Genomic DNA, 21,254 nt, shown 5'->3' with positions numbered 1-21,254 from the left:
GAAAGGGGCCAGAAGAGGCGCCGGCGGCCGGGCCTGCCGCCCGCCGGCCTGCGCGGGGTCAGGCGGCGCGGTCGGCCGGCTTGTCGAAGCGGTTGCGGGTGACGCTGGTGCGGCCGTCCACGCTCACCGGGACCTCGCCGTCCACGGTCACGCGGCGCACGACGCGGTGGGCGTCGCCATAGTCGTTCACCGCGTAGTGCTGGGTGGAGCGATTGTCCCAGATGGCGATGTCCCCCGCCCGCCAGCGCCAGCGCACGGTGTTCTCCGGCGCGGTGATGTGGCTCTGGAACAGGTCGTAGAGCTTCTGGCTGTCGCCCTTATTGAGGCCGACGAAGCGCTGCACGAAATTGCCCAGCACCAGCGAACGCTCGCCCGTCTCGGGATGCACCCGCACCACCGGATGGTCGGTCTCGAAGACGGTCTTGGTGAAGGTGCGGTCGAACACCTGCCGGTCGTCGTCGGTGGCGTGGGGGCGCACGGCGGCATAGTCGTAGGCGTTGGAATGGGTCGCCCACAGGCTGTCCGCCAGCTGGCGCAGCGGTTCGGGCAGGCGCTCGTAGACGGCGGCGGTGTTGGACCACACGGTGTCGCCGCCGGCCGCCGGGATCACCACGCCGCGCAGCACGGAGATCTTCGGGTAGGCGTCCACGAAGGTCACGTCGGTGTGCCACTGGTCGGCCCGGCCGGCGCCCTGGCCGCTGTCGCGCTCGCCGGTGCGGCGGGTGTCCAGCTCAAGCACCGAGGAGGTGCCGGCCAGCGCCCCGATGGTCGGATGCGGCACAAGCCCGCCGAAGCGCGCGCCGAAGGCCTCCTGCGCCGCGTCGTCGAGATGGTGCTGGTCGCGGAAGAACAGCGCCTTGTGCTTCAGCAGCAGGCGGTGGATCTCGTCGAACAGCGGCTGCGGCAGGTCGCCGGCGAGGCGCACATTGCGGATCTCGACGCCGATGCGCCCGGAGAGCGGGAGGATGTCGCTCTCGGGAATGGCGGGCTCCGGAGTGTTGGGAAGGGTGCTGATCGAAGCGCTCATGGGGCCTCCTGACAGGCTGCGGCGGACGAAGCGGCCGCGCGTCTCCCGGCGGCCGAGGGACATTAATCTTGATATTTTCAAGTAAGTCTATAAACTAAATGAACATTATATCGACGTTATTTGGCGCCGCCTGCGCTTCGGCTTCGCGCGACAGCGTGGCGGCCGGCGTTCGCGAGGGCTTCGGGAGGCATCATGGGCTTTTCATCTTCCGCCCGGTCTGGGCTCCATCTCACCTGCGACGTGCTCGTGCTCGGCGGCGGCCCCTCCGGCACCTGGGCGGCGTTCGAGGCGGCGCGGACGGGCGCGCGGGTGGTGCTGGCGGACAAGGGCTTCTGCGGCACGTCCGGCGCCACCGCCCCGTCCGGCACCTCCATCTGGTATGTCGAGCCGGACCCCAAGCTGCGCGCCGCTGCCATCGTCAGCCGCGAGGCTCTGGGCGGCTTCCTCGCCGATCGCGCATGGTCGGCCCGGGTGCTGGAGACCACCCACGCGGCCCTCCATGAACTCGGCGCGCGCGGCTATCCCTTTCCGGTGGACGGCGCGGGCAATCCCATCCGCGTCTCGTTGCAGGGGCCGGAATATATGCGCCTCATGCGCAAGCTCGCGAAGGGCGCGGGCGTGCGCATCCTCGATCATTCCCCGGCGCTGGAACTGCTGGTGGACGAGGCCGGCGCGGTGGCCGGCGCCCGGGGCATCCGCCGGCAGCAGGGGGATGGCTGGCAGGTGGATGCCGGGGCCGTGGTGATCGCCACCGGCGGCTGCGCCTTCCTCTCCCGCGCGCTCGGCTGCACCGCGCTCACCGGCGACGGCCACCTGATGGCGGCGGAAGCCGGCGCGGACTTTTCCGGCATGGAATTCTCCAACGCCTATGCCATCGCGGCGGACTTCGCCTCCGTCACCAAGACCCTGTTCTTCAAGTGGGCGACCTTCACCGACGAGGCCGGAGAGGTGATTCCCGGCGCCGCCTCCAACGGAGGGCGCTCGGTGATCGCGCGGCATCTCCAGAAGGGTCGCGTGTTCGCAAGGCTCGACCGCGCCGACGCGGCCATGCAGGCCAACATGCGCGCGGCCCAGCCCAATTTCTTCCTGCCGTTCGACCGCATGGGCATCGATCCGTTCCGGGACCGCTTCCCCATCACCCTCCACCTCGAAGGCACCGTGCGCGGCACCGGCGGGCTGCGCATCGTGGACGAGACCTGCGCGACGCGCGTGCCCGGCCTCTATGCGGCGGGGGACGCGGCGACGCGCGAATTGATCTGCGGAGGATTCACCGGCGGCGGCAGCCACAATGCCGCCTGGGCGGTTTCGTCCGGGCGCTGGGCCGGGCGCGCCGCCGCGGAGTTTGGCCGCCGCGCCCCGAACGGGCGCGTGCGCTGGGGCGCCGGCACCGCGGGGCTGCGGGACGCCGGCGCCCGCCCCTTCGATCCCGCCGAGGCGGCGCGCACCGTGGTGGGCGAGGTCCACCCCTTCGATCGCAATTATTTCCGCACCGAGGAGGGCCTGACCCGCTCCCTCGACCGTCTCGACAGCCAGTGGGCGCGCCTGTCCGCCTCCGCCCCGGCGGATGGCACCAACGTGCTGCGCGCCCGCGAGGCGGCGGCCATGACGGCGGTGGCCCGCTGGATGTACCGCAGCGCGCTCGCCCGCACCGAGAGCCGCGGCATGCATCGCCGGATCGACCATGCGGCCGCCGACCTGGCGCAGCGCCACCTTCTTACCGCGGCAGGTCTCACCGAGGTGTCCGTCTCCCACCGGCCGGCCCCGCCCCTTGCGGCGGATGCCGTGGAGCAGCGCTCGGGCGAAGGGATCGCGGCATGATCGAGCTCATCAGCGCCGCCCGCTGCACCGGCTGCAACATCTGCGTCGCCGCGTGCCCAACAAACGTGTTCGCGCCGTCCCTGTCCGGCCCGCCGGTGATTGCCCGGCAGGCGGATTGCCAAACCTGCTTCATGTGCGAACTCTATTGCCCGGAGGATGCGCTCTACGTGGCACCCACCGCCGGGGCGCCTCTCGGCCTCGCCAGCGAGGCGGACGCGCCGCTCCCCCTCGGCACCTATCGCGCCGCCATCGGCTGGACCCCCGCCACCGCCGCCAACCGCTCGGTGGACGCCATGCACGCGGTGCTCTCGGCGAAGTAGCGGGTGAAAGCTGTGGCTCGCGCCAGACACGGGCGAGGCCGCGACAGCCCACCCTTATCCCGATCATCTCCCAGCACGGCTCAATGCCGAAAAGGCAACGGCTCCTGCCTTCGGGCGGGAGCCGTTTGCGTTCAGGCGTGACCGCGCCAATCGGCGAGGAACAGCCCCGTCATGCCGCGGTGCCGGTTTCCCGCCGGCACCGCATGTCCTTGCGTCCGTGCCCTGCCAATCAGTTTGTCGGGGCCTTGTCGCCGCTGAGTATCTGCTCGGCGTAACGACCGTCCACCACGGTCGCGAAGTCCACCGGACGGGGATAGAAGCCGGCCTTCACCAGCTTTTCGGTGGCCGCGATCTCCTTCTCGAAGCCCGGGCTGCCGGGGTTCACGGGAATGAGGGTCACGGCCTTGGCCCGGGCGGCGGCGAGCGCGTCGCGCTCAGCGAGCTGCTGGGTCTTCACATAGGATTTCGCGGTCTCCTCGGGACGGCTCGAGGCCCAGCGCAGATAGCGGGCGAGCCGGTTGAGGAAATCGCCGATGGCCGGGCCGAGCTTGGGATCGTCGACGGCGGCGGTGCGGGCGGTGACCGAGACGAAGCCGGGGAAGCCCACATCGATATCGCGCGCGATCTCGATCAGCGTGCCATCCGCCAGGGCGTCGGCGACGCGGGCGCGGGTGACGGGTGCCGCATTCACCGCACCCGCGATCAAGGCGGTTGAGGTCGCGTCATAGGTCAGGAGGCGCACCTGCACGTCCTTGGTCGTCAGCCCGGCGGCATAAAGGCCGAGCAACGCGAGCGCGTTGATGTTGCCGCCCTCGTTATAGGCGTATGTCTTGCCCTTGAGATCAGCGAGGGTCTTGATGCCGGCGCTCTTGTGGGCGGCGATGAGGCTGTTGGAGAACTTGTCCTCGTCGAGGGGCTTCAGCAGCGCCACCACCTTGATGGGCGCATTCTGGGCGGTCCAGTTCTGCCTGTCCTCCGAGGAGGCCTTGGCCGCCGCCGTATCGCTGAGGCCCCATGAGATGTCGATGGCATTGCCGCCCAGCGCCTGCACGGTCGGGCCCGCACCGTTGAGGCGCGCCCACTGGATCTTGTAGGGCGTGCCCTTCAGGAAATCGGTGGCCTCGATGGCATCGCGGGTCACGTCCTCGAAAATGCCGATGCGCAGGGTGACGCCGGAGAGATCCGGATCGGCGGCCGAAGCGGGAGCCCCCAGCCCGACGGCGAGCGCCGAGGACAGGGCGAGCGCGAGCGCGTGGCGGCGCGAGAGAGGCGGTTTCGTCGGGAAGCGGGTCATCGGTGGGTCCTTGGCTGGTCAGGGGAAACGAAGGTCACGGCGCGCGGCCGGACGCACCGGCGGCCTCCAGCCCGAGCGGGTCGACGCCCAGCTCGGCATAGAGGCGGGCGCGCAGCCGGGCGCCGGCGGGCGTGGTGCCGTCGCGGGCCTCGCCCACCGTCGCGTCGAGGGTGAGGCGGCGGTCGCGCAGCACGAGGACGCGATCGGCGAGGCGCACGGCCTCGTCCACATCATGGGTGACGAGCAGCGTGCCGGGGTGGTGGCGGGCGCACAGGCGGCGCACCAGATCCTGCATCTTGAGGCGGGTCAGCGCATCGAGGGCGGCGAAGGGCTCGTCGAGCAGCAGCAGTGTGGGCTCAAGCACCAGCGCGCGGGCGAGCGCCACCCGTTGCGCCTCGCCGCCGGAGAGGGTGACGGGCCAGGCGTCGGCATGTCCGGCAAGGCCGACTTCGGCCAGCGCATCGAGCGCCTGCCGTCGCTGCCGGGCGCGGCGGGGCACGCCCATCAGCACATTGCGCCACACCGGCTGGGACGGCACCAGCCGGGGCTCCTGGAACACGGCGGCACGCGGCGTCGCGACCTCGCCTTCCCCGGCATCCAGCGTGTCGAGACCGAGCAGAATGCGTAGCAGCGTGGTCTTGCCCGAGCCCGAGGCGCCGAGCAGCGCCACGAACTCGCCCCGGCGGATGGTGAGGTCAAGCCCTTCGAACAGGGTGCGCCCGCCGAAGCCTTTCGCCGCGCCTTTGAGCGAAACGGCCTCTTCCTGAAGATTCACCGCTTCGGCGGGCAGGAGCGGAGTGCGGATGGCTTGGTTCATGGCTCAGCGCGCCTTTTCGAGCACGCTGCGATGCCACGGCAGGAGCCGGCTCTGGGCGGTGCGGATGAGGAAATCGACGGCGAGGCCGAGGACCGAATAGAGCAGCACCACGCCGAGAATGATGTCGGTGCGGAGCGAGGCGCGCGGATTGAGCGCGAGATAGCCGATGCCGGACGTGGCGTTCACCTGCTCGGCCGCCACCAGCGAGAGCAGGGCGACGCCCATGGCGTAGCGCACGCCCACCATGATGGAGGGAAGCGCAAGCGGCGCGACGATCTCCGCGGCGATGGCCGCCCGGCTCATGCCGAAGACGGTCGCTGCCTCGATGATCTTCGGGTCCACGTTGCGCACGCCCGAGAAGGTGTTGAGATAGACCGGGAAGATGCAGGCGAGGGCGATGAGGAGGATCTTCGGCTCCTCGTCCACGCCGAACCAGATGACGAACAGCGGGATGACGGCAAGGAACGGCACCATGCGAAGCATCTGCAGCAGCGCGTCATAGGCGCGCTCTCCGGTGCGCCAGAGGCCGGCGACGATGCCGAGCACCAGCCCTAGCCCTCCGCCGACGAGGAAGCCGGCGGAGGCGCGCTTGAAGGAGGCGACGAGGCTCTCCCACAACACGCCCGATAGGGTCAGCTCCACCAGCGCGCCGACCACCGCCACCGGCGATTCCAGAGTGCGGGGACTGATGAAGCCGAAGGAGCAGGCCCCCTGCCAGATCCCAAGAAGGGCGAGCGGCAGCACCAGGCGGGCGGCATCGGCGCCGACGAGCTTGAGCCGGCCTGCGCGCGGCCGGGGTGTGAGCTTCAGGGCGATCTTCCCTGGGGCAGGGAAGGCGGAGGCCGTGGCTGTGTCGGTCATGGATGATCCCAGCTTTCGCTGCGCCGGCCTCAGAAGAAGGCGGCCGCGGGCAGGGGCGTCCCGTCGAGCAACTGACGGCCGAGGGCGCGGGCCTTGTAGGCAACCGGGTTGTGCGAGGCGAGGGTCCGGATGTTGCGCCAGTGCCGGTCGAGCCCCGCGCGTCGGGTGGCCGCGGAGGCTCCGCCCACGTCGAACAGGCGGCTGGCGGCGTCGAGGGCGAGCCCGTCCAGCACCACCTTGGACTGCGCCGCCCGGCGCGCCGCCTCCTCGAACAATGCCGGGTCGGGCGCACCCGCGCGGGCGGTTTCGATGGCGCCGTCCAGGGCCTCGGCCGCGCGCAGCACGGCGGCTTCCGCCACATAGGCGGCGCTGGCGATGCGGCCGAGCGCTTCCTGCAACTGCGGGTCTTCCGCCGGCCGGGCGGCCGTGGCGTGGTAGAAGTTGCGGTCGCGGGAGCGGATCAATCCTGCCGCATCGCGCGCCACCGCCTTGAGGATGCCGGTGACGATGGAGGTGAGATAGAGCTGGGCGAGGGTGGCATCGTGCGGCACCGGCGCCTCTTCCTCCGCCTGAACGATCACCTCGTCAGCCGAGAGTTTCACGCCGGAGAAGGTGGTGGTCCCGGAGGCGGTCAGTTCCTGGCCGATGCCGTCCCAGTCGTCGAGCACGCTGACGCCCTCGCGCTTTCGCGGCACGACGGCTGCAACCGGCACGCCCTCCGGCGTGCGGGCGTTGACATAGATGTAGTCGGCGAAGGCGTTGCCGGTGCTGTAGTATTTGACGCCGTCCAGGGCGAAGCCGGAGCCCTCGGGCCGCACCACCGTATTGCCGCTCCCGGCGCCGATGTTCTGGATACCCGTCTCGCTGGCGCCGAGGCCGAACAGATGTCCGGCCCTCACCTCGTCGAGCCACCGGGCGAACTTCGGGCTGGCCTTGGACCGCTGGGCCTTCTCCACGAATAGGAAATGGTTGCGCAGCACGTGCGGCAGGTTCGAATCCGCCTCGGCAAGGGCGATCACCACGCTGATCAGGTCCGGTATTTTGGCCCCGGCGCCCCCCTCGGCCTTAGGCAGTCGGAATGCGCCGAAACCTGCGGAGCGGAGGCTTTCGACGTCGGCCCGCACATCCTCGGCGCGGCGCCCCGGAGCCTCGGCCCTGGCCGCGATGCGCGCGATGACCGGTTCCAGCTCCGCGACGCCGAACGGGGACGCGGCCAGCGCTGCGACGATTTTCTGCGCAATGGTCATGGCGAAGCTTCTCGGTCTTTAGGAAATGGGCGGAGCCGTCCAAAGCCGCGCCGGCAGGCGGGCAAAGCCCTTGGCGTGCGGTCACGCCGGAGGATCGACGGGCTCCAATCATTTTTATATAAATTATATCGAAATAATAGACAATAGAGATGCGCGCAGTTCTTCTTCTGCTCACCGACGCGCGACCGCGCCGCGCCGGTGCCGTCTGGCACCGGGCGGGTTCACGTTTATTCCGGAGATGTCTTGCGGCTCAGGCCCAGCGGCGGCACAGCGCCCGGGCGAGGGCGTCGAGGGCGAAGCCGAGCACGCCGATGAGCAGCACCATGGCCATCAGCTCGGAATAGGCGAGCCGGTCGCGGGTATCGAGGATGAAATAGCCGAGCCCGGCGGAGACGCCCAGCATCTCGCATGGCACCAGCACGATCCACAGGATGCCGATGGCGAGGCGCACGCCGGTGAGGATGTGTCCCGTCACCCCCGGCAGGATCACCCGCGAGAGCATCTCCCACCGTGTCGCGGCGAGGCTGCGCGCCAGCAGCAGCCAGCGCGGGTCCAGCTGGCGCACGCCGGCAGCGGTGGAGAGGAGGATCGGCCACACGGAGGCGAACGCCAGCAGGAAATAGATGGGCCGATCGCCCACGCCGAACACCATCACCGCCAGCGGCATCCATGAGAGCGGCGAGATCATGCGCAGGAACTGGAAGGCCGGCGTGGTCGCCGCTTCCAGCGTCCCAAACGTGCCCACCGCGAGCCCCAGCGGCACGCCGATGGCCAGCGCGAAGCCGAGGCCGATGAAGATGCGCTGGAGGCTCACATAGACATGGATCGGCAGGTCCGAGTGGAGCAGCAGGCCGCCGAGGCTGGCGAACCCGCTCGCCGGCGAGAAGCGCCGCGCGAAGCTGCCGGGGGCGGCCAGCACATCCGTGCCGAGCCACCACAGGGCCAACAGGACGAGCAGGCCGGCGATGCCGAGCAGCGGCCGAGATAGCCTGCCGCTCCGCGCGGCGCCTTTCGGGCGGGCGCGGCTCGCGGGATCGGCCCCGGCGGTGAAAGACCTCTGCTGCGGTTCCGCATTCAAGGCGCGATCACCTCGGTGCGGGCGAAGGTGTCGGGGAAGCCGAACGCCGGCAGGCCGCCGTTGGCGGCCAGCGCCGCCTTGACGAACCGGTCGTCCACCAGCTGCTTCGCGGCCGTCGCGGGGTCGAGCTTGGCGAGGAAGGCGCCGTCGCCCTCGATCAGCGTGCCCTTGAGGCGCCGCACCAGTTCCTCGGTGTAGCTCGGGAACGGATAGGGCTGGAAGTCGATGCGCTTCTCCTTCCAGTCGGCATGGCGGATAGCGCCGGACTTCAGATAGGCCTCGGTGTCGGCCTCGGGCGGGGAGAGCACCTTGTCGAGCACTGCCTGGGCATGGGGCGTGTAGCGGTTCGGCCCCTCCTTGGAGAGGAGGCGCGCGGTCTCGGCGCGGTTGGCGCGGGTCCACAGCTGTGCCTTCACAATGGCATTCACCACCTTCTGCGACCACTCCGGCCGCCCGTCGAGGTCGCGCTCATGCATGAACACCACGCAGCAGGCGTGATCCTTCCAGACGTCGCCGGTGAAGCGGAGAATTTTGCCGATGCCCTGCGTTTCCGCCACCGCGTTGAACGGCTCGGCGACGATGTAGCCGGCGACCTGACGGGTGGCGAGGGCGGGCGGCATGTCGGCCGGTGCCATCACCACGAGGTTGACCTCGTTGGCTGCGGGCGTGCCGGTCTTCTTGGTCACGGGGGTGAGGCCGTTTTCCCGCAGCAGGTTCTGCACCACCACATTGTGGATGGAGTACCAGAACGGCACCGCCACGGTCTTTCCGCCCAGATCGGCCACGCTCGAAATGTCGGGGCTGACGGTGAGGGCAGAGCCGCTCACATGGTTCCAGGCCACGACGCGCGCCGGGGCGCCGGAGCCGAAGCGCGCCCAGACGGTCATGGGCGAGAGCAGGTGGATGACGTTCACCTGCCCGGAGATGAACGCTTCGATCACCTGAGCCCAGCTGCGCAGCAGGACGGGCTTTTCCGCCTTCAGGCCCTCCGCCTCGAACAGGCCATTGGCATGGGCGACCAGCAGCGGCGTGGCATCGGTGATGGGCAGGTAGCCGATGCGCACCGGGGCGTTCGGCTCCTGCGCGCGGGCCTCGGCGGCGCGCAGCAGCGGCAGGGCGCCGGCGGCGGTGAACAAAGCGGAGAGCTTCAGCATCTCGCGGCGGGAAAAGCCGCCGCGCGGCAGGCAGGCGATGCACATGGTGGGTTTCCTCGTCGGCGGGAGTCAGTTGCGGCGGACGGCGCCACGCAGCGCCTTCAGAATGTCGATGCGCAGGGCGCCGAGGGTCACGACCTCGTCCCGGCGCGGGCGGGGCAGGTCCAGGGTCCAGCTGGCAACCTGCCGGGCCGGCGCGCCGCCGATGAGCACCACCCGGTCGGCGACCAGCAGCGCCTCGTCGATGTCGTGGGTGACGAGCAGTGCGGCCGTGCCGAAATCGGCCACCACCTTCAGCAGCAGGTCCTGCATCTCGGCCCGTGTCACCTCGTCGAGGGCGCCGAAGGGCTCGTCCAGCAGCAGCACCTCGGGCTTGCGCGCGAGGCAGCGGGCAAGCGCGGTACGCTGGGCCATGCCGCCGGACAAGGCGGAGGGCGGCAGGTGGCGGGCGTGGCCGAGCCCCACTTCGGCGATGGCGGCATCGACGCGGCTGCGGCGCTCCGTCGGAGATACGGGGGGCTGGCGCTTGAAATTCAGTCCGAAGGCGACGTTGGCCTCCAGCGTCAGCCACGGCAGCAGGCAGGGATCCTGAAAGGCCACGGCGAGGCGCGGATGCACGTCCTCCAGCACGGTGCCGCCCATGCGGACGGCGCCGGCGCTGGGCCGCTGGAGCCCGCCGAGCACGCGCAGCAGGCTCGACTTGCCGGCCCCGCTGGGTCCGAGGATGGCCACCACCTCCCCCGGTCGGATGGCGAGGTCGAACCCTTCCAGCACGGGTCCGGGCGCGCCGGGATAGCTGAGCGCGATGCCTTCAGCCGACAGGACCGGAACGCTCATGCTGCGCTCTGGCGCTGCGCGGCGAGCGCCGTCTTCAGCTGCACGAGGCTGGGCGTGATGACGGGCACGAAGGCCGCTTCCCGCCAGCGGCGGGCGAAAGCGGCGCCGGCGGCGGTGAGATAGGCCCGCCCGCCTGTCGCCTGCAATTCGAGGCCGATGGCTTCGGCCACGATCTCGGCGAGGGCGATGCGAATGCGGAACAGGGCCGCCGGCTGGGTCTCGAAGGCCCCCGTCTCCAGCCCCTCGGCCAGCGCGCGCTCCTGAACGCGCAGCGCGGCGGCGAGCGTGGCGAGCGGCTCGGTGAGGATGTGGCGGCCCGCGCCCGCGGCTTCCCGCGCCGCCGCGATGGACCGGCGCGCGAGGCCGATGGACATGCCGCACTGGAAGGAGAGGAAGGCTGGGCGCACCTTGGGCAACCAGGCGTGGGCATCCGCCGCGATCACGCGATCCGGATCGATGCGAACGCCCGTGAGCGCCACCGCCGCCGTGTTGGTCGCACGCAGGCCGATGAGGTCGAGATCCGCCGAGCGTTCGATGCCCGCATCCTCCGCCGCGAGGGACGCGACGAAGGCGCCGGGACGGTCTGCATGGGCGACCGCGGCGGCGAGATGGAAGGCATCGGGCGCAAGGTTCGTCACCCACGGCAGCCTGCCGTCGAGCCGGAAGCCCTCGCCTTCGCGGCGCGCCGTCACCTGAAGGTCTTCCAGGCCAGCGAGGAACTTCATGGCATTGGACAGCCCCGTCGCGCCGGCGACGCGCCCGTGCAGCAGATCCGGCAAAAGGCGTCCGGCCAGGTCCGTATTGGGGCTCTGGAGCAGGTATTCCACATAGGTGCGGTGACCCCAGAAGACGAAGCCGGCGGCCAGCGAATGCGCGGAGACGTCGGCGATCGCTTCCACCACGTCGATGGCGCGCCCGCCCGCGCCGCCCGCCGCCTGCGGCACGCCGATGGCGAAGACGTCGGCAGCGGCGAGGCGCGGCAGGACAGCGGCAGCGGCGCCCGCATCGGCATCGAGCTGAGGGGCGTTGTCCTCCAGCCAGGTGGCAAGCGAGGAATCGAGCGCGTCCGCCATCATGCGGCGCTCTCGCGGGGCGCGTCCCAGCGGAACGGCTCGAGCTGCGGATTGAGGGGTGGGGCGCCCAGATTGTTGGCGAAGTTGCAGAGGGTGGCGAGGCTCACCCCCAGCACCACCTCCAGCGCTGCCTTGTCGTCGAAGCCGGCGGTGCGGAAATCGGCGAGGTCGGCATCCTCAACCCGGCCACGGCTGGCGATGACGGCCTTGGTGAAGCGGGCCACCGCCTCCAGCCGCGTATCCGGCACATGCCCCCGCTCGCGCAGCGCGGCGATGATCGCCGGGTCCAGCCCCGCCTTGGTGACGATGGCCGTATGGCCGGCGACGCAGAAGCCGCAGCCATGCTCCGCCGCCGCGGTGATCTGCACCGCCTCGCGCTCCGCAAGGGAGAGGGAGCCGCGGGCATTGATGCCGGAAACGGTCAGATAGGTCTCCAGCGCAGTGGGCGCGTTCGCGAGCACGCGCAGGAGATTGGGCAGGAAGCCATTGCGCGCCTCGGCCGCCGTCAGCAGATCCTTCGCCTCAGTGGGGGCATCATTCAACGAGCGAAGGGGCAGGCGCGACATGGGGTTCTCCTAATTTCAATTCAGTCTATGTATTTTATTCTGATGCGCAATGTGGCGGCGTTATGCCCACGATATGAGCAGGTACGCCGACGCGGCCTCGCCGTCGCTTGGGGACAGGGGCGCGCTCAGATGTAGTCGACGAAGGCCTGGAGCCGGTCGCCGGAAATGTCGCGCAGGTCGGCGAGGGAGCAGTCGTCCATCACCTCCCTTATGGCGGCATAGGCCTTCGCCATCAGCAGGCGGATGGTGCAGTTCGGGCCATCGCAATCGGGACACGGCAGATAGTCCGAACCGCCGACGCAGGGCAGGGGCGCGAGCGGCCCGTCGAGGGCGCGGATGAGGGCGCCCACGTTGATCTGGTCCGCCCCCCGCGCGAGCCGATAGCCGCCGCTCTTGCCCTTGCGGCTCAGGAGGAATCCGGCGTGGCGCATCTCGCCGAGGATCACGTCCAGGAATTTCTTCGGGATGTGGTTGGCGTCGGCGATCTCGGCCACCTGCAGCGCCTTGCCCTCGGGCTGGTGCGCGAGGAAGACCGCGGCCTTGAGGCCATACTTGCCCTTCTTGGTCAGCATGGCGCTCAGGCGGCCCGCGCGAGGGGACCGGGACAGGTCCGACCGGAAAGACAAGGGGGATCCCAGGTGCGGATCGGCTCGATCATGACGCGCTCCAGCGAGGAGAAAATGCAGCGCCCTGCTGCGACGCATTTTATAATTGATCGAATCGATAGAATAAGTAAATTTAAAACGTATCGCCTGAGGGGGCTCCCTTCGGGCGGGAATGCCGGAGCGGCGCGCAAAGCCCGGAGGGCGATCATGGCCGACGCAGACAGATCGAGCGACCCATCGGGTATCCCGGCGTCCGCCGGCATCCTCGTCTTGTCCGTCGCAGGCCGGCGCGCCGGGCTCGCCTCGCGCCATTCCGAGGGCTTTCTTTTTCACGCCTGCGATCACCTGTTCAACGATATCGACGGCCGCCTGTTCGCCTCCATCGGCGACATGCGGATCGCCGCGCGCTGCCTCGCCTCTCTCGAACGGCTGAGCCCGCGCGCGCTCAGGCCCTGGCCCGGGTGACCTCTCCCGCCGGGTTTCCGCCGCCGGGGTTCCTGGCCCCGGCGAGATGGTCCGGCATCCGGCGGCCCCTGCGGCCGCTGTTTCCAGAGTTCTCCCGCAACTTATCCCCGGGGGTCCCTCGCGACCCGCCGGGGATTTTTTCGTTCTGCCTGCCGCGCCTATTCGGCAAGCCAGATATCCTTAAGCGAGGACATGGCCCCGTCCGGCCGGACCGAAACGCCACGGACCCTGGTGTTGTAGACGGTGAACTGTTTCAGTTCGAGGAGCGGCAGTACCGGCAGGTCGCGCTGCACGCGGCGCTGCAACTCGTGGAACAGGGCGACACGTTGTTCCGGATCGGCGGCGCTCTTGATGGCCTCGATCACCTTGTCCGTGCCCGGGTCGGCATAGCCCGATGCATTGGTCCAGGGGATGCCGGGCGCGATGGATTTCGACCAGAACTGCCGCAGCAGACCCAGCTCGGGATCGATGAACACGGAGAACTGCCCCGTATTAATGTCGAAGTCATAGGAGCCATAGACGCGCCGCACGAAGGCGCCGAGATCCTGCGAGCGCACGTTCACTTCGACGCCCACGCGCTTCAGGTTCTGGCGGATGTATTCGGCGGTCTTGCGGAAATTCTCGTTGAAGGGCTGGAAGTCCTGATTGATGGAAAAGCGCACGCCATTGGCGCCGCGCTTGTAGCCGGCCTCGTCCAGAAGCCGCTCGGCCTCTTTGGGATCGAAGGCGTAGGTCGGAACGTCCGCGGTGTAGAAGGCCTTGGCGGAGGAGGGGATCGGCCCGGTGGCCGGCGTCACGAGGCCGAACCACACCGTATCGGCGAGCCCCTGCCGGTCGATGGCATGGGCGAAGGCGCGCCGCACGCGAATGTCGGCCAGGATCGGGTTCCTGAGGTTGAACTCGAGGAAATAGTATTTGGCGTTCCACTCGTAGCCGCGGGATTCCACCTTGAGGTTGGGCAGCTTGCGCACCCGCTCGATGTCGGCGAACGGCACGGGATCGAAGGCGGCATAGCCCACGTCGCCGATCTCGATCGCCGCCGCCCGCGCGCCGCCGTCCGGAATGAAGCGGTAGATCACCCGGTCGAGATAGGGCTTTCCCGCATCCCAATAGTCCGCATTGCGCTCCAGTTCGATGGCCTCGCCCTTGGTCCAGGACTTGAACTTGAAAGGCCCGGTGCCGACCGGCTCCACATTGTGCGGGTTCTTCAGGATGTCGGTGTTCTCATAGAGATGCTTCGGCAGCACCTGCCCCTCCCAGGCGTTCAGCGCCGACAGCACGACGAGGGAGGGCGCGCGAAAGCGGAAAATGGCGGTATAGGCGTCGGGCGTCTCCACATCCTCCAGTTCGGCGAAGGTCAGACGGCCGCGCGAGTGCACCTTCTTCCAGATCTCCAGCGCGCTGAAGCGCACGTCCGCTGACGTGAAGGGGGCGCCGTCGTGCCACTTTACGCCGTGCCTGAGATGGAAGGTGAGGGTCAGCTTGTCCGGCGAGATCTCCCAGCTTTCCGCCAGCGCCGGCTTCAGCCCGAGCGCGTCGTCGTAAGAGACGAGGCCGTCGTAGATGTTCACCGAGACGGCGCCGTTGGAGAACTGGTTGTTCACGGTGGTGGTCAGCACCGTCGGCTCGGGCTGGATGATGGTGACGAGCGTGCTGCCGCGCTTCGGCGTCCTTTCGGATCGGCCTGTCTGGGCGAGGACCGTCGCGGGAAGCAAGCCGATGAAAGCAGCCGCGACGGCAAACAGCTTGAGGGCACCTGAGCGCATGACCCTGCCTTGTGGATGCGGGAGGAGAGACCGGCCGGGTGCCGCGCGCCATTCTGCCGAGCGGACCTTCCAAGAGGCCGATTGTCATGATACTGATTTTGTCTATCGAAATTATCAATAAGAAATTCCATGCCAGCTTCCGCACGCTCCCCCGTCGCCGCGCAACGCGTTGCCACGCCCCAATTTTCCCCTGAGGAGCAGGCCGCCCGCGAGGATCTGGCGGCGGCCCATCGGCTCGCCGTCTGGCATGGCTTCGACCAGGGCATCTACAATCACCTCACCATCGCGGTGCCGGGACGGGACGACGCCTTTCTGCTGCCGCCGTTCGGTCTGCACTGGTCGGAGGTGACGGCGAGCGGGCTCCTCACCGTGGGCTATGACGGACGGCTGATCGCCGGCGAGGGGGAGATCCAGCGCTCGGCCTATTGCATCCATGCACCGATCCATCGCCTCCATCCCGAGCATCAGGTGGTGCTGCACACCCACATGCCCTACGCGACGGCGCTGACGCGGCTGGAAGACAACCGCCTGTTGCCGGTGGGCCAGACCGAGATCCTGCTCATCGACGAGATCGTCTATGACGACGCCTATACCGGCCTTGCCCGCGAGCCGGAGGAGGGCGAGCGGCTGGCGGCGCTGCTGGGGCCGGACAAGAAGATCCTGTTCCTCGCCCATCACGGCGTCATCGTCACCGGCCGCACCACGGCAGAGGCCTATGACCGGCTGTTCGCGCTGGAACGCGCCTGCCAGGTGCAGCTCTACGCCTTGTGGACCGGTCGCCCGCTGAAGCAGGTGCCGGCGCCCCTCGTGGAGAAGGCGCAGGCCCAGTATCGCGCCGGGCTGTTGCAGGCCGGCCAGAAGACCGCCGCCCCCGGCCAGAAGCCCCACGGTGCGGAGCTGCATTTCGCCGCCCTGCGCCGCCTGCTCGACCGGCGCGAGCCGGACTATCGCGACTGAACGCCCGCTCCGCGACCCCTTCCCGCATTCCGCGCCAACCGGCGCCCCCAGGAACCTGCCGATGACCTTCCCCGCCCCCACGCCCTCCGCCGCCATCCGCCTCCTGTCCCCTCACGACGTGCAGGCGGCCCTGCGCGGCACCGGGGAGATCGCCTTCCTCGATGTGCGCGAGGAGGGCCAGTTCGGCGAGGGCCACCCCTTCTTCGCCGTCAACGCGCCCTACAGCCGGCTGGAGCTGGACATCGGCGCGCTGGTTCCGCGCCTTGCGACCCCGGTCGTTCTGCTGGACGAGGGCGACGGCCTCGCGGTGAAGGCCGCGCAGCGGCTGGCGGCGCTGGGCTACAGCGACCTTGCCGCCGTGGAGGGCGGCGTCGCGGCGTGGGTGGCGGCCGGCTACGAGGTCTACAAAAGCGTCAACAGCCGCCTGAAGGCTTTCGCCGAGGTGGTGGAACATGCGTTCCATACCCCGGCCATTGAGGCCGGCGAACTCGCCCGCCTGAAGGGGGAGGGCGTGGATCTGGTGATCCTCGACAGCCGCACCCCGGAGGAATTCGCCCGCTTCCACGTGCCCGGCGCAATCAGTTGCCCCGGGGCGGAACTGGTGGAAAAGTTCGATGCCTTCGTCCGCGCGCAGGACCAGCTGGTCGTCGTCTCCTGTGCCGGTCGCACGCGGGGCATCATCGGTGCGCAGAGCCTGATCGATGCGCAGGTGCCCAATCGCGTGGTTGCGCTGAAGGGGGGCACGCAGGGCTGGCGCCTCGCCGGGCTGGCGCTCGATTCCGGTGCTGTTCCCGTCGCGCCGGTCGCCGATCTTCCCACCGCGCGCGCGCGCGCCGAGGCCGTCCGCAAAAGGTTCGGCGTGCCGCTGGTGGATGCTGCGACCCTCGCCCGCTGGCGCGGTGCCGAGGCAGGCGGGCGCACCACCTTCCTTTTCGACCTGCGCACCGCCGAAGACCGCGCGGCCCAGCCCGTGGCCGGCGCCGTGCCCGCGCCGGGCGGGCAGCTGGTGCAGTCGCTCGACAGATGGGTGGGGGTGCAGCACGCGCGCATCGTGCTCATCGACGCCGATGGCGTCCGCGCGCGCCTCGCCGCCCACTGGCTGATCCAACTGGGCGAGGACGTGCACGTGTTCGATGGAAAGCCGGACGACATTGCCCGGGTGGTCGATGCGGCGAAGGCGGCGGTCCCGGCCGCTCCCCGCGTCTCCGCGCAGGAGGCGGCGGCCTTGCTGAAGGCCGGCTCGCGGGCGCTCTCGCTCGATGCCAGCGCCGCCTATCGCGCGGGCCATGCGGCCGGGGCTCTGTGGACCATCCGGCCGCGCGTTGCAGGCCTTGCTGCGGACGTGCTGGCGGCGCCCGCCCTCGTGCTGTTCGCTGCCGATCCCGGCGTTGCCGATCTTGCCGCGCTTGATCTCGTCGGCCTCGGCGCGGCGCGGATCGTCGCGGTGGACGGCGGCCTTGCGGCGTGGCGGGCCGCAGGCCTGCCGGTGGAGGCGAGCCCTGCCAGCCCGCCGGATGCCGAGCGCATCGATTACCTATTCTGGGCGCACGACCGCCACGACGGCAATCCGGACGCCATGCGCACTTATCTCGGCTGGGAGGAGCAGCTTCCCGGACAGGTGGCGGCGGAAGGCGGCGCCGGCTTCCGGCTGGTGGTGTGAGGCGGCCGGCCGGCGGAGGCCTTCGCCGGCCCCAAAGCCCGCGCGGCGCCTGAGCGTGGCAACGCGAGAACATCCCGCGCGGCTCGTGAGCGGACGCAACGTAAAGCCCAGCCATCTCACGCGGCGAGGTGGCCGCCGTCGATGTCGAGCACGGTGCCGGTGGAGAAGGGGTTGGTGAGGAGATAGAGGATGGCCTGCGCCACCTCCTCCGGCCGGCCCGGCCGCCCGGCGGGAATGGCAGCCGCGACCCGGGCCAGCGTCGCCGCCCGCTCCGGCCCGCCATGGCCGGGCGTATCGATATAGCCCGGCGAAACCGCATTCACGCGGATCGGCGCCAGCGACACCGCGAGGCTGCGCGCCAGTGCCTCCACGGCGCCGTTAATGGCAGCGGGAAAGGCCATCGTGCCGATGCCCCGGCGGCTGGAGATGCCCGACACCAGAACGATGGAGCCGCCCGCCCGGATCAGCGGCGCGCCGGAGCGCACCGCATTCACCTGCCCCCAGAACTTGGAATCGAAAGAGGCGCGGGCCTCGGCGAGGTCCGCCTCCAGAAGCGGCTTGCGCACCACGTGCGCCGCCGTCGTCACGAGGTGGTCGAACGGCCCCACCTGCCCGAAGAAGCGCGCCACCGCTTCGGCATCGGCGATGTCGAGGCTGGCGCCGGACGCTCTGGCGCCCAGACGCTCCACCGCTCCGGCAACGCGCGCCGCGTCCCGGCTCGCCACCACCACCTCGGCCCCCTCCGCCACCGCAGCCTCGGCCGTGGCGAAGCCGATGCCCTTGGTGCCGCCGATGACGACGACGCGCCGGTCGGCGAGGGCGGAGTTGCGCGGCGGAACCTGAGACATAACGCATCCCTTGTGCGGCTTGGACAGGGTTCGGGACGGGCGGATGGTCCGCGTTCAGCCCCGCACGGCTCCCGGCGCCGGCTCCAGCCAGGCATCCGCGAAGGAGGAGTAGACGCCGATGGGGCCGACATTTACGCCCTTCAGGCGGCTCGACCACACCCGGAACTGCTTCAGCTCAAGCAGGGAGATGGAGGGCAGATCGGTCTGGACGATGAGCTGGAACTCGCCGAGCAGCGCCTTGCGCTTTAGCGGGTCCGGCTCCACCGCCGCGGCCTCGAGCAGGGCATCCACCTTGGGGTTGGAATAGCCGGAGGCGTTGGACCATGCCGACCCCGGCCGGATGGTCTGCGACCAGAAGCGGCGCTGCACGCCGATCTGTGGGTCGGCGAAGGCGGCGTAATAGGCGTTCAGCGTGTCGAAGTCGTATTCAGTGTAGATCTTCCGCAGGAAGGTCGGCAAGTCGTAATTCAACAGCTCCACCTCGATGCCGACCTTCTTCAATTGCTGGCGGATGAACTCGCCCGAGCGCTTGAAGTCGTCGCCATAGGGGATGCTGGCGTGGTTGAAGCGCAGCCGCACGCCGTCAGGCCCGCGCTTGAGGCCGGCCTCGTCCAGCAGCGCCTCGGCCTTCTTCGGATCATAGTCGTACTGCGGAAGCCCGGTGGCCGCGAACGCGGTCTGGAAGGCCGGCACCGGGCCGGTGGCGGGCTCGGCGAAACCGTACCAGACGGTTCGCGCCAGCGCCTTCTTGTCGATGGCGAGGGCGATGGCCCGGCGCACCCGCACATCCTGGAACTGCGGACGGCGCATATTGAAGTCGAGGAAGAAGACCGGTGCCACCGCCTCCCAGCCGCGGGTTTCCACCACGAGGTCCGGCCGCTTGGCGAGCCGCTCCACGTCCGAGAGCGGCACCGGGCTGAGCGGCACGTACTGCGTCTCGCCGGTTTCCAGCGCCGCGGCGCGGGCGCCGGCATCGGGCACGAAGCGGAAGGTGAGCCGGTCCAGATAGGGCTTGCCGGCATCCCAGTAGTTGGGGTTGCGCTCCAGCGTCACGTGGCTGCCGCGCACCCATTCCTTGAAGATGAACGGACCCGTCCCGATGGGCTTCGTGTTCCAGGGATTGGTGAGCGGATCGGTGCCCTCATAGAGGTGCTTCGGCAGGATCTGCGTCTCGCTGGAATTGAGCGCGGCCCAGATCACCGGCGAGGGCTTCGCCAGCCGCAGGATGACGGTGTGGTCGTCGGGCGTCTCGATGTCCTGAAGCTGCGAATAGGTGCCGATGCCGCGCGGGTGGGTCTTCTTCACCACCTCCAGGATCGAATACTTCACGTCGGCGGCAGTGAAGGGCACGCCGTCGTGCCAGGTCACGCCCTTGCGCAGGCGGAAGGTGATGGAGCGGCCGTCGGGCGCCTGCTCGTAGCTCTCGGCGAGCTGCGGACGCGGCGCGCCCGTCCCGTCATAGGTCACGAGCCCATCGTACACGTTGATGGCGATGACGATGGTGGGGTTGGAGACCGTGAGCCCGAGGGTCTGCGGCTCAGGCACCACGATGGAGACGAGGTGCCCGCCGGGGACGGGCGAACCGTCCGCGGCGCGCGCAATCGGCACGGCCGCAAGGGAGGCGCCGGCCGCAGCAAGGCGCAGGATGTCGCGACGGTTCAGCATGGGCAGCGTCCGTTTCGGTCGTGTGGGGGGATCAGATGCGCAGCCCGGCCTGCTTCAGCAGCGGCAGGACCGCTTCGCCGAAGAAATCGAGGTCGGGCTTGAAGTCGAAGAAGGCGAGCTGAACGCCGTCGATGCCGGCCTTCTTCAGGCGGATGAGCTTGTCCGCCACCTGTTCCGGCGAGCCGATGATCTGGATGTTGCCGCCGAGCACCCGGTGCTCGCCCTTGTGGTTCTTCCAGGCCTGGCTGTCGCCGGCGGCGTGATGGGCGAGGAAGCCCTGCACCGCCCCGGTGTCGGCATGGGCGAGAATGGCGGCGTGATACGCCTTCGCCTCCTGCTCGGTCGGCCGGCAGACGATCATCGGGTTGATGATGGCGCGCACCTCGCGGCCGGCAGCCTTGGCGCGGGCCTTGAGGTTCGCCACGTGGTCCGGCAACGCCGCGAGCGCCGCCTCGATCTCCGCACCGGCGGGGCTGGTGATGAAGACGAGGTCGGAATGCTGCGCGGCATAGTCGAAGCCGGCGGGCGAGCCGGTGGCGTTGACGAGGATCGGACGGCCATATTTGGGCCGCGGCGAGACATAAGCCTCCTCCAGCTTCCAGAATTCGCCGTCGATGGTGACGTTCTCGCTGGAGGCCCACAGACGCTCGACGATGCCGATGAACTCCGCCGCCCGCGCATAGCGCGCGTCATGCTCGATCTGCGTGGTGCCGAACATCTTCGGCTCGCGCGGGGCGTAGCCGGTGACCATGTTGATGCCGAAGCGCCCGCCCGAGATATGGTCCAGCGTCGCCGCGAACTTGGCGAGGTGCAGCGGGTGCCACGGCCCGTAGAGGATGTGGATGGTGGAGATGAGGATGATCCTCTTCGTCACCGAGGACAGGGCCGCCACGGTCACGAACGGGTCGATGGCCTGCTCGCGATACTTCAGCTCGCCGCCATAGCCGTCCTTGCCGATCCACTGGGCGAGGCCGAAGGCGAGGTCGAAACCGAGTTCCTCGGCCTTGAGGGTGAGCGCCTTGTTGTAGTCGAACGTCCAGTCGGTGCTGCGCGGCAGGGTCGAGGGCGACCAGCCGCCGCTCTGGATGGGCAGGAACAGGCCGAGCAGCAGCGGCTGCTTCAGCGCCTGCGCGAGGGGACTTTCGGGATAGTCCGCGGGCGAGATTGTGATGCGTGCGGTCATGGTCGGGTCTCCG

20 protein-coding genes are annotated in these 21,254 nt (G+C 69.5%); 5 read left to right on the top strand and 15 right to left on the bottom strand.

What is annotated here, in order from left to right; all coding sequences use genetic code 11:
- Nucleotides 1-58 precede the first annotated feature (58 nt).
- Nucleotides 59-1,027, bottom strand: a complete 969-nt coding sequence (locus EJ105_RS21925) for a TauD/TfdA dioxygenase family protein (protein ID WP_250168006.1) — start codon at nucleotides 1,025-1,027, stop codon at nucleotides 59-61.
- Between the two features lie 192 nt (nucleotides 1,028-1,219).
- On the opposite strand from EJ105_RS21925, the gene EJ105_RS21920 reads away from it, so the two are divergent.
- Nucleotides 1,220-2,845, top strand: a complete 1,626-nt coding sequence (locus EJ105_RS21920; RefSeq protein ID WP_250168005.1) for an FAD-binding protein — start codon at nucleotides 1,220-1,222, stop codon at nucleotides 2,843-2,845.
- Nucleotides 2,842-3,165, top strand: coding sequence for a 4Fe-4S dicluster domain-containing protein (locus EJ105_RS21915; RefSeq protein WP_169124058.1), 324 nt, complete (start codon nucleotides 2,842-2,844; stop codon nucleotides 3,163-3,165). The genes EJ105_RS21920 and EJ105_RS21915 overlap by 4 nt, the downstream gene beginning before the upstream one ends.
- A 229-nt stretch (nucleotides 3,166-3,394) precedes the next feature.
- Here EJ105_RS21915 and EJ105_RS21910 read toward each other — a convergent pair whose 3' ends face one another.
- The 10 genes from EJ105_RS21910 to EJ105_RS21865 all read right to left on the bottom strand — a co-directional run bounded on the left by EJ105_RS21910 (nucleotide 3,395) and on the right by EJ105_RS21865 (nucleotide 12,664).
- Nucleotides 3,395-4,459: an ABC transporter substrate-binding protein gene (locus EJ105_RS21910; RefSeq protein WP_250168004.1), complete on the bottom strand. Its 1,065-nt coding sequence runs from the start codon at nucleotides 4,457-4,459 to the stop codon at nucleotides 3,395-3,397.
- A 34-nt stretch (nucleotides 4,460-4,493) separates the two neighbouring features.
- Complete coding sequence (locus EJ105_RS21905) at nucleotides 4,494-5,276, bottom strand: ABC transporter ATP-binding protein (RefSeq protein WP_250168003.1); 783 nt, start codon at nucleotides 5,274-5,276, stop codon at nucleotides 4,494-4,496.
- A 3-nt stretch (nucleotides 5,277-5,279) separates the two neighbouring features.
- Nucleotides 5,280-6,137, bottom strand: a complete 858-nt coding sequence (locus EJ105_RS21900) for an ABC transporter permease (protein ID WP_250168002.1) — start codon at nucleotides 6,135-6,137, stop codon at nucleotides 5,280-5,282.
- Between the two features lie 29 nt (nucleotides 6,138-6,166).
- Nucleotides 6,167-7,384 (bottom strand): acyl-CoA dehydrogenase family protein, encoded by a 1,218-nt coding sequence (locus EJ105_RS21895; protein ID WP_250168001.1) that lies wholly within the window; start codon nucleotides 7,382-7,384, stop codon nucleotides 6,167-6,169.
- 250 nt (nucleotides 7,385-7,634) lie between these two features.
- Nucleotides 7,635-8,462 carry an ABC transporter permease gene (locus tag EJ105_RS21890; protein ID WP_250168000.1) on the bottom strand — a complete coding sequence of 276 codons (828 nt, stop codon included), beginning with the start codon at nucleotides 8,460-8,462 and terminating at the stop codon, nucleotides 7,635-7,637.
- A complete protein-coding gene (locus tag EJ105_RS21885; RefSeq protein ID WP_250167999.1) occupies nucleotides 8,459-9,661 on the bottom strand; it encodes an ABC transporter substrate-binding protein in 1,203 nt (400 codons plus the stop codon). Before EJ105_RS21885 ends, EJ105_RS21890 begins: the two co-directional genes overlap by 4 nt.
- A 24-nt stretch (nucleotides 9,662-9,685) precedes the next feature.
- The gene (locus EJ105_RS21880; protein WP_250167998.1) at nucleotides 9,686-10,453 is read right to left on the bottom strand and encodes an ABC transporter ATP-binding protein; all 768 of its coding nucleotides are present in this window, start codon (nucleotides 10,451-10,453) and stop codon (nucleotides 9,686-9,688) included.
- Complete coding sequence (locus EJ105_RS21875; protein ID WP_250167997.1) at nucleotides 10,450-11,529, bottom strand: acyl-CoA dehydrogenase family protein; 1,080 nt, start codon at nucleotides 11,527-11,529, stop codon at nucleotides 10,450-10,452. The genes EJ105_RS21880 and EJ105_RS21875 overlap by 4 nt, the downstream gene beginning before the upstream one ends.
- Nucleotides 11,526-12,092 (bottom strand): carboxymuconolactone decarboxylase family protein, encoded by a 567-nt coding sequence (locus EJ105_RS21870; RefSeq protein ID WP_250167996.1) that lies wholly within the window; start codon nucleotides 12,090-12,092, stop codon nucleotides 11,526-11,528. The genes EJ105_RS21875 and EJ105_RS21870 overlap by 4 nt, the downstream gene beginning before the upstream one ends.
- 125 nt (nucleotides 12,093-12,217) lie before the next feature.
- Nucleotides 12,218-12,664, bottom strand: coding sequence for an RrF2 family transcriptional regulator (locus tag EJ105_RS21865; RefSeq protein ID WP_168462062.1), 447 nt, complete (start codon nucleotides 12,662-12,664; stop codon nucleotides 12,218-12,220).
- Between the two features lie 240 nt (nucleotides 12,665-12,904).
- On the opposite strand from EJ105_RS21865, the gene EJ105_RS21860 reads away from it, so the two are divergent.
- Complete coding sequence (locus EJ105_RS21860; protein WP_250167995.1) at nucleotides 12,905-13,162, top strand: hypothetical protein; 258 nt, start codon at nucleotides 12,905-12,907, stop codon at nucleotides 13,160-13,162.
- Nucleotides 13,163-13,320: 158 nt separating this feature from the next.
- On the opposite strand, the gene EJ105_RS21855 is transcribed toward EJ105_RS21860, so the two are convergent.
- Nucleotides 13,321-14,928, bottom strand: coding sequence for an ABC transporter substrate-binding protein (locus EJ105_RS21855; RefSeq protein WP_250167994.1), 1,608 nt, complete (start codon nucleotides 14,926-14,928; stop codon nucleotides 13,321-13,323).
- Nucleotides 14,929-15,057: 129 nt separating this feature from the next.
- Between EJ105_RS21855 and EJ105_RS21850 the strand changes: the two genes are divergently transcribed.
- On the top strand, nucleotides 15,058-15,885 hold the full coding sequence (locus tag EJ105_RS21850) for a class II aldolase/adducin family protein (protein WP_250167993.1): 828 nt from the start codon (nucleotides 15,058-15,060) through the stop codon (nucleotides 15,883-15,885).
- Nucleotides 15,886-15,946: 61 nt separating this feature from the next.
- On the top strand, nucleotides 15,947-17,545 hold the full coding sequence (locus EJ105_RS21845) for a rhodanese-like domain-containing protein (protein ID WP_250167992.1): 1,599 nt from the start codon (nucleotides 15,947-15,949) through the stop codon (nucleotides 17,543-17,545).
- A 116-nt stretch (nucleotides 17,546-17,661) separates the two neighbouring features.
- Here EJ105_RS21845 and EJ105_RS21840 read toward each other — a convergent pair whose 3' ends face one another.
- From EJ105_RS21840 to EJ105_RS21830, 3 genes are read right to left on the bottom strand one after another with little or no spacing between them, the layout of a single operon-like run.
- Nucleotides 17,662-18,393, bottom strand: a complete 732-nt coding sequence (locus EJ105_RS21840) for an SDR family oxidoreductase (protein WP_250167991.1) — start codon at nucleotides 18,391-18,393, stop codon at nucleotides 17,662-17,664.
- A 54-nt stretch (nucleotides 18,394-18,447) separates the two neighbouring features.
- On the bottom strand, nucleotides 18,448-20,058 hold the full coding sequence (locus EJ105_RS21835; RefSeq protein ID WP_250167990.1) for an ABC transporter substrate-binding protein: 1,611 nt from the start codon (nucleotides 20,056-20,058) through the stop codon (nucleotides 18,448-18,450).
- A gap of 31 nt (nucleotides 20,059-20,089) precedes the next feature.
- Complete coding sequence (locus tag EJ105_RS21830) at nucleotides 20,090-21,241, bottom strand: LLM class flavin-dependent oxidoreductase (protein ID WP_250167989.1); 1,152 nt, start codon at nucleotides 21,239-21,241, stop codon at nucleotides 20,090-20,092.
- Between the last annotated feature and the right edge of the window lie 13 nt (nucleotides 21,242-21,254).

This window comes from Xanthobacter aminoxidans (assembly GCF_023571765.1).
Classification (GTDB): domain Bacteria; phylum Pseudomonadota; class Alphaproteobacteria; order Rhizobiales; family Xanthobacteraceae; genus Xanthobacter; species Xanthobacter aminoxidans.
The sequence above is the reverse complement of the archived record's forward strand: the minus strand, read 5'-3'. Positions and strand labels throughout refer to the sequence as shown.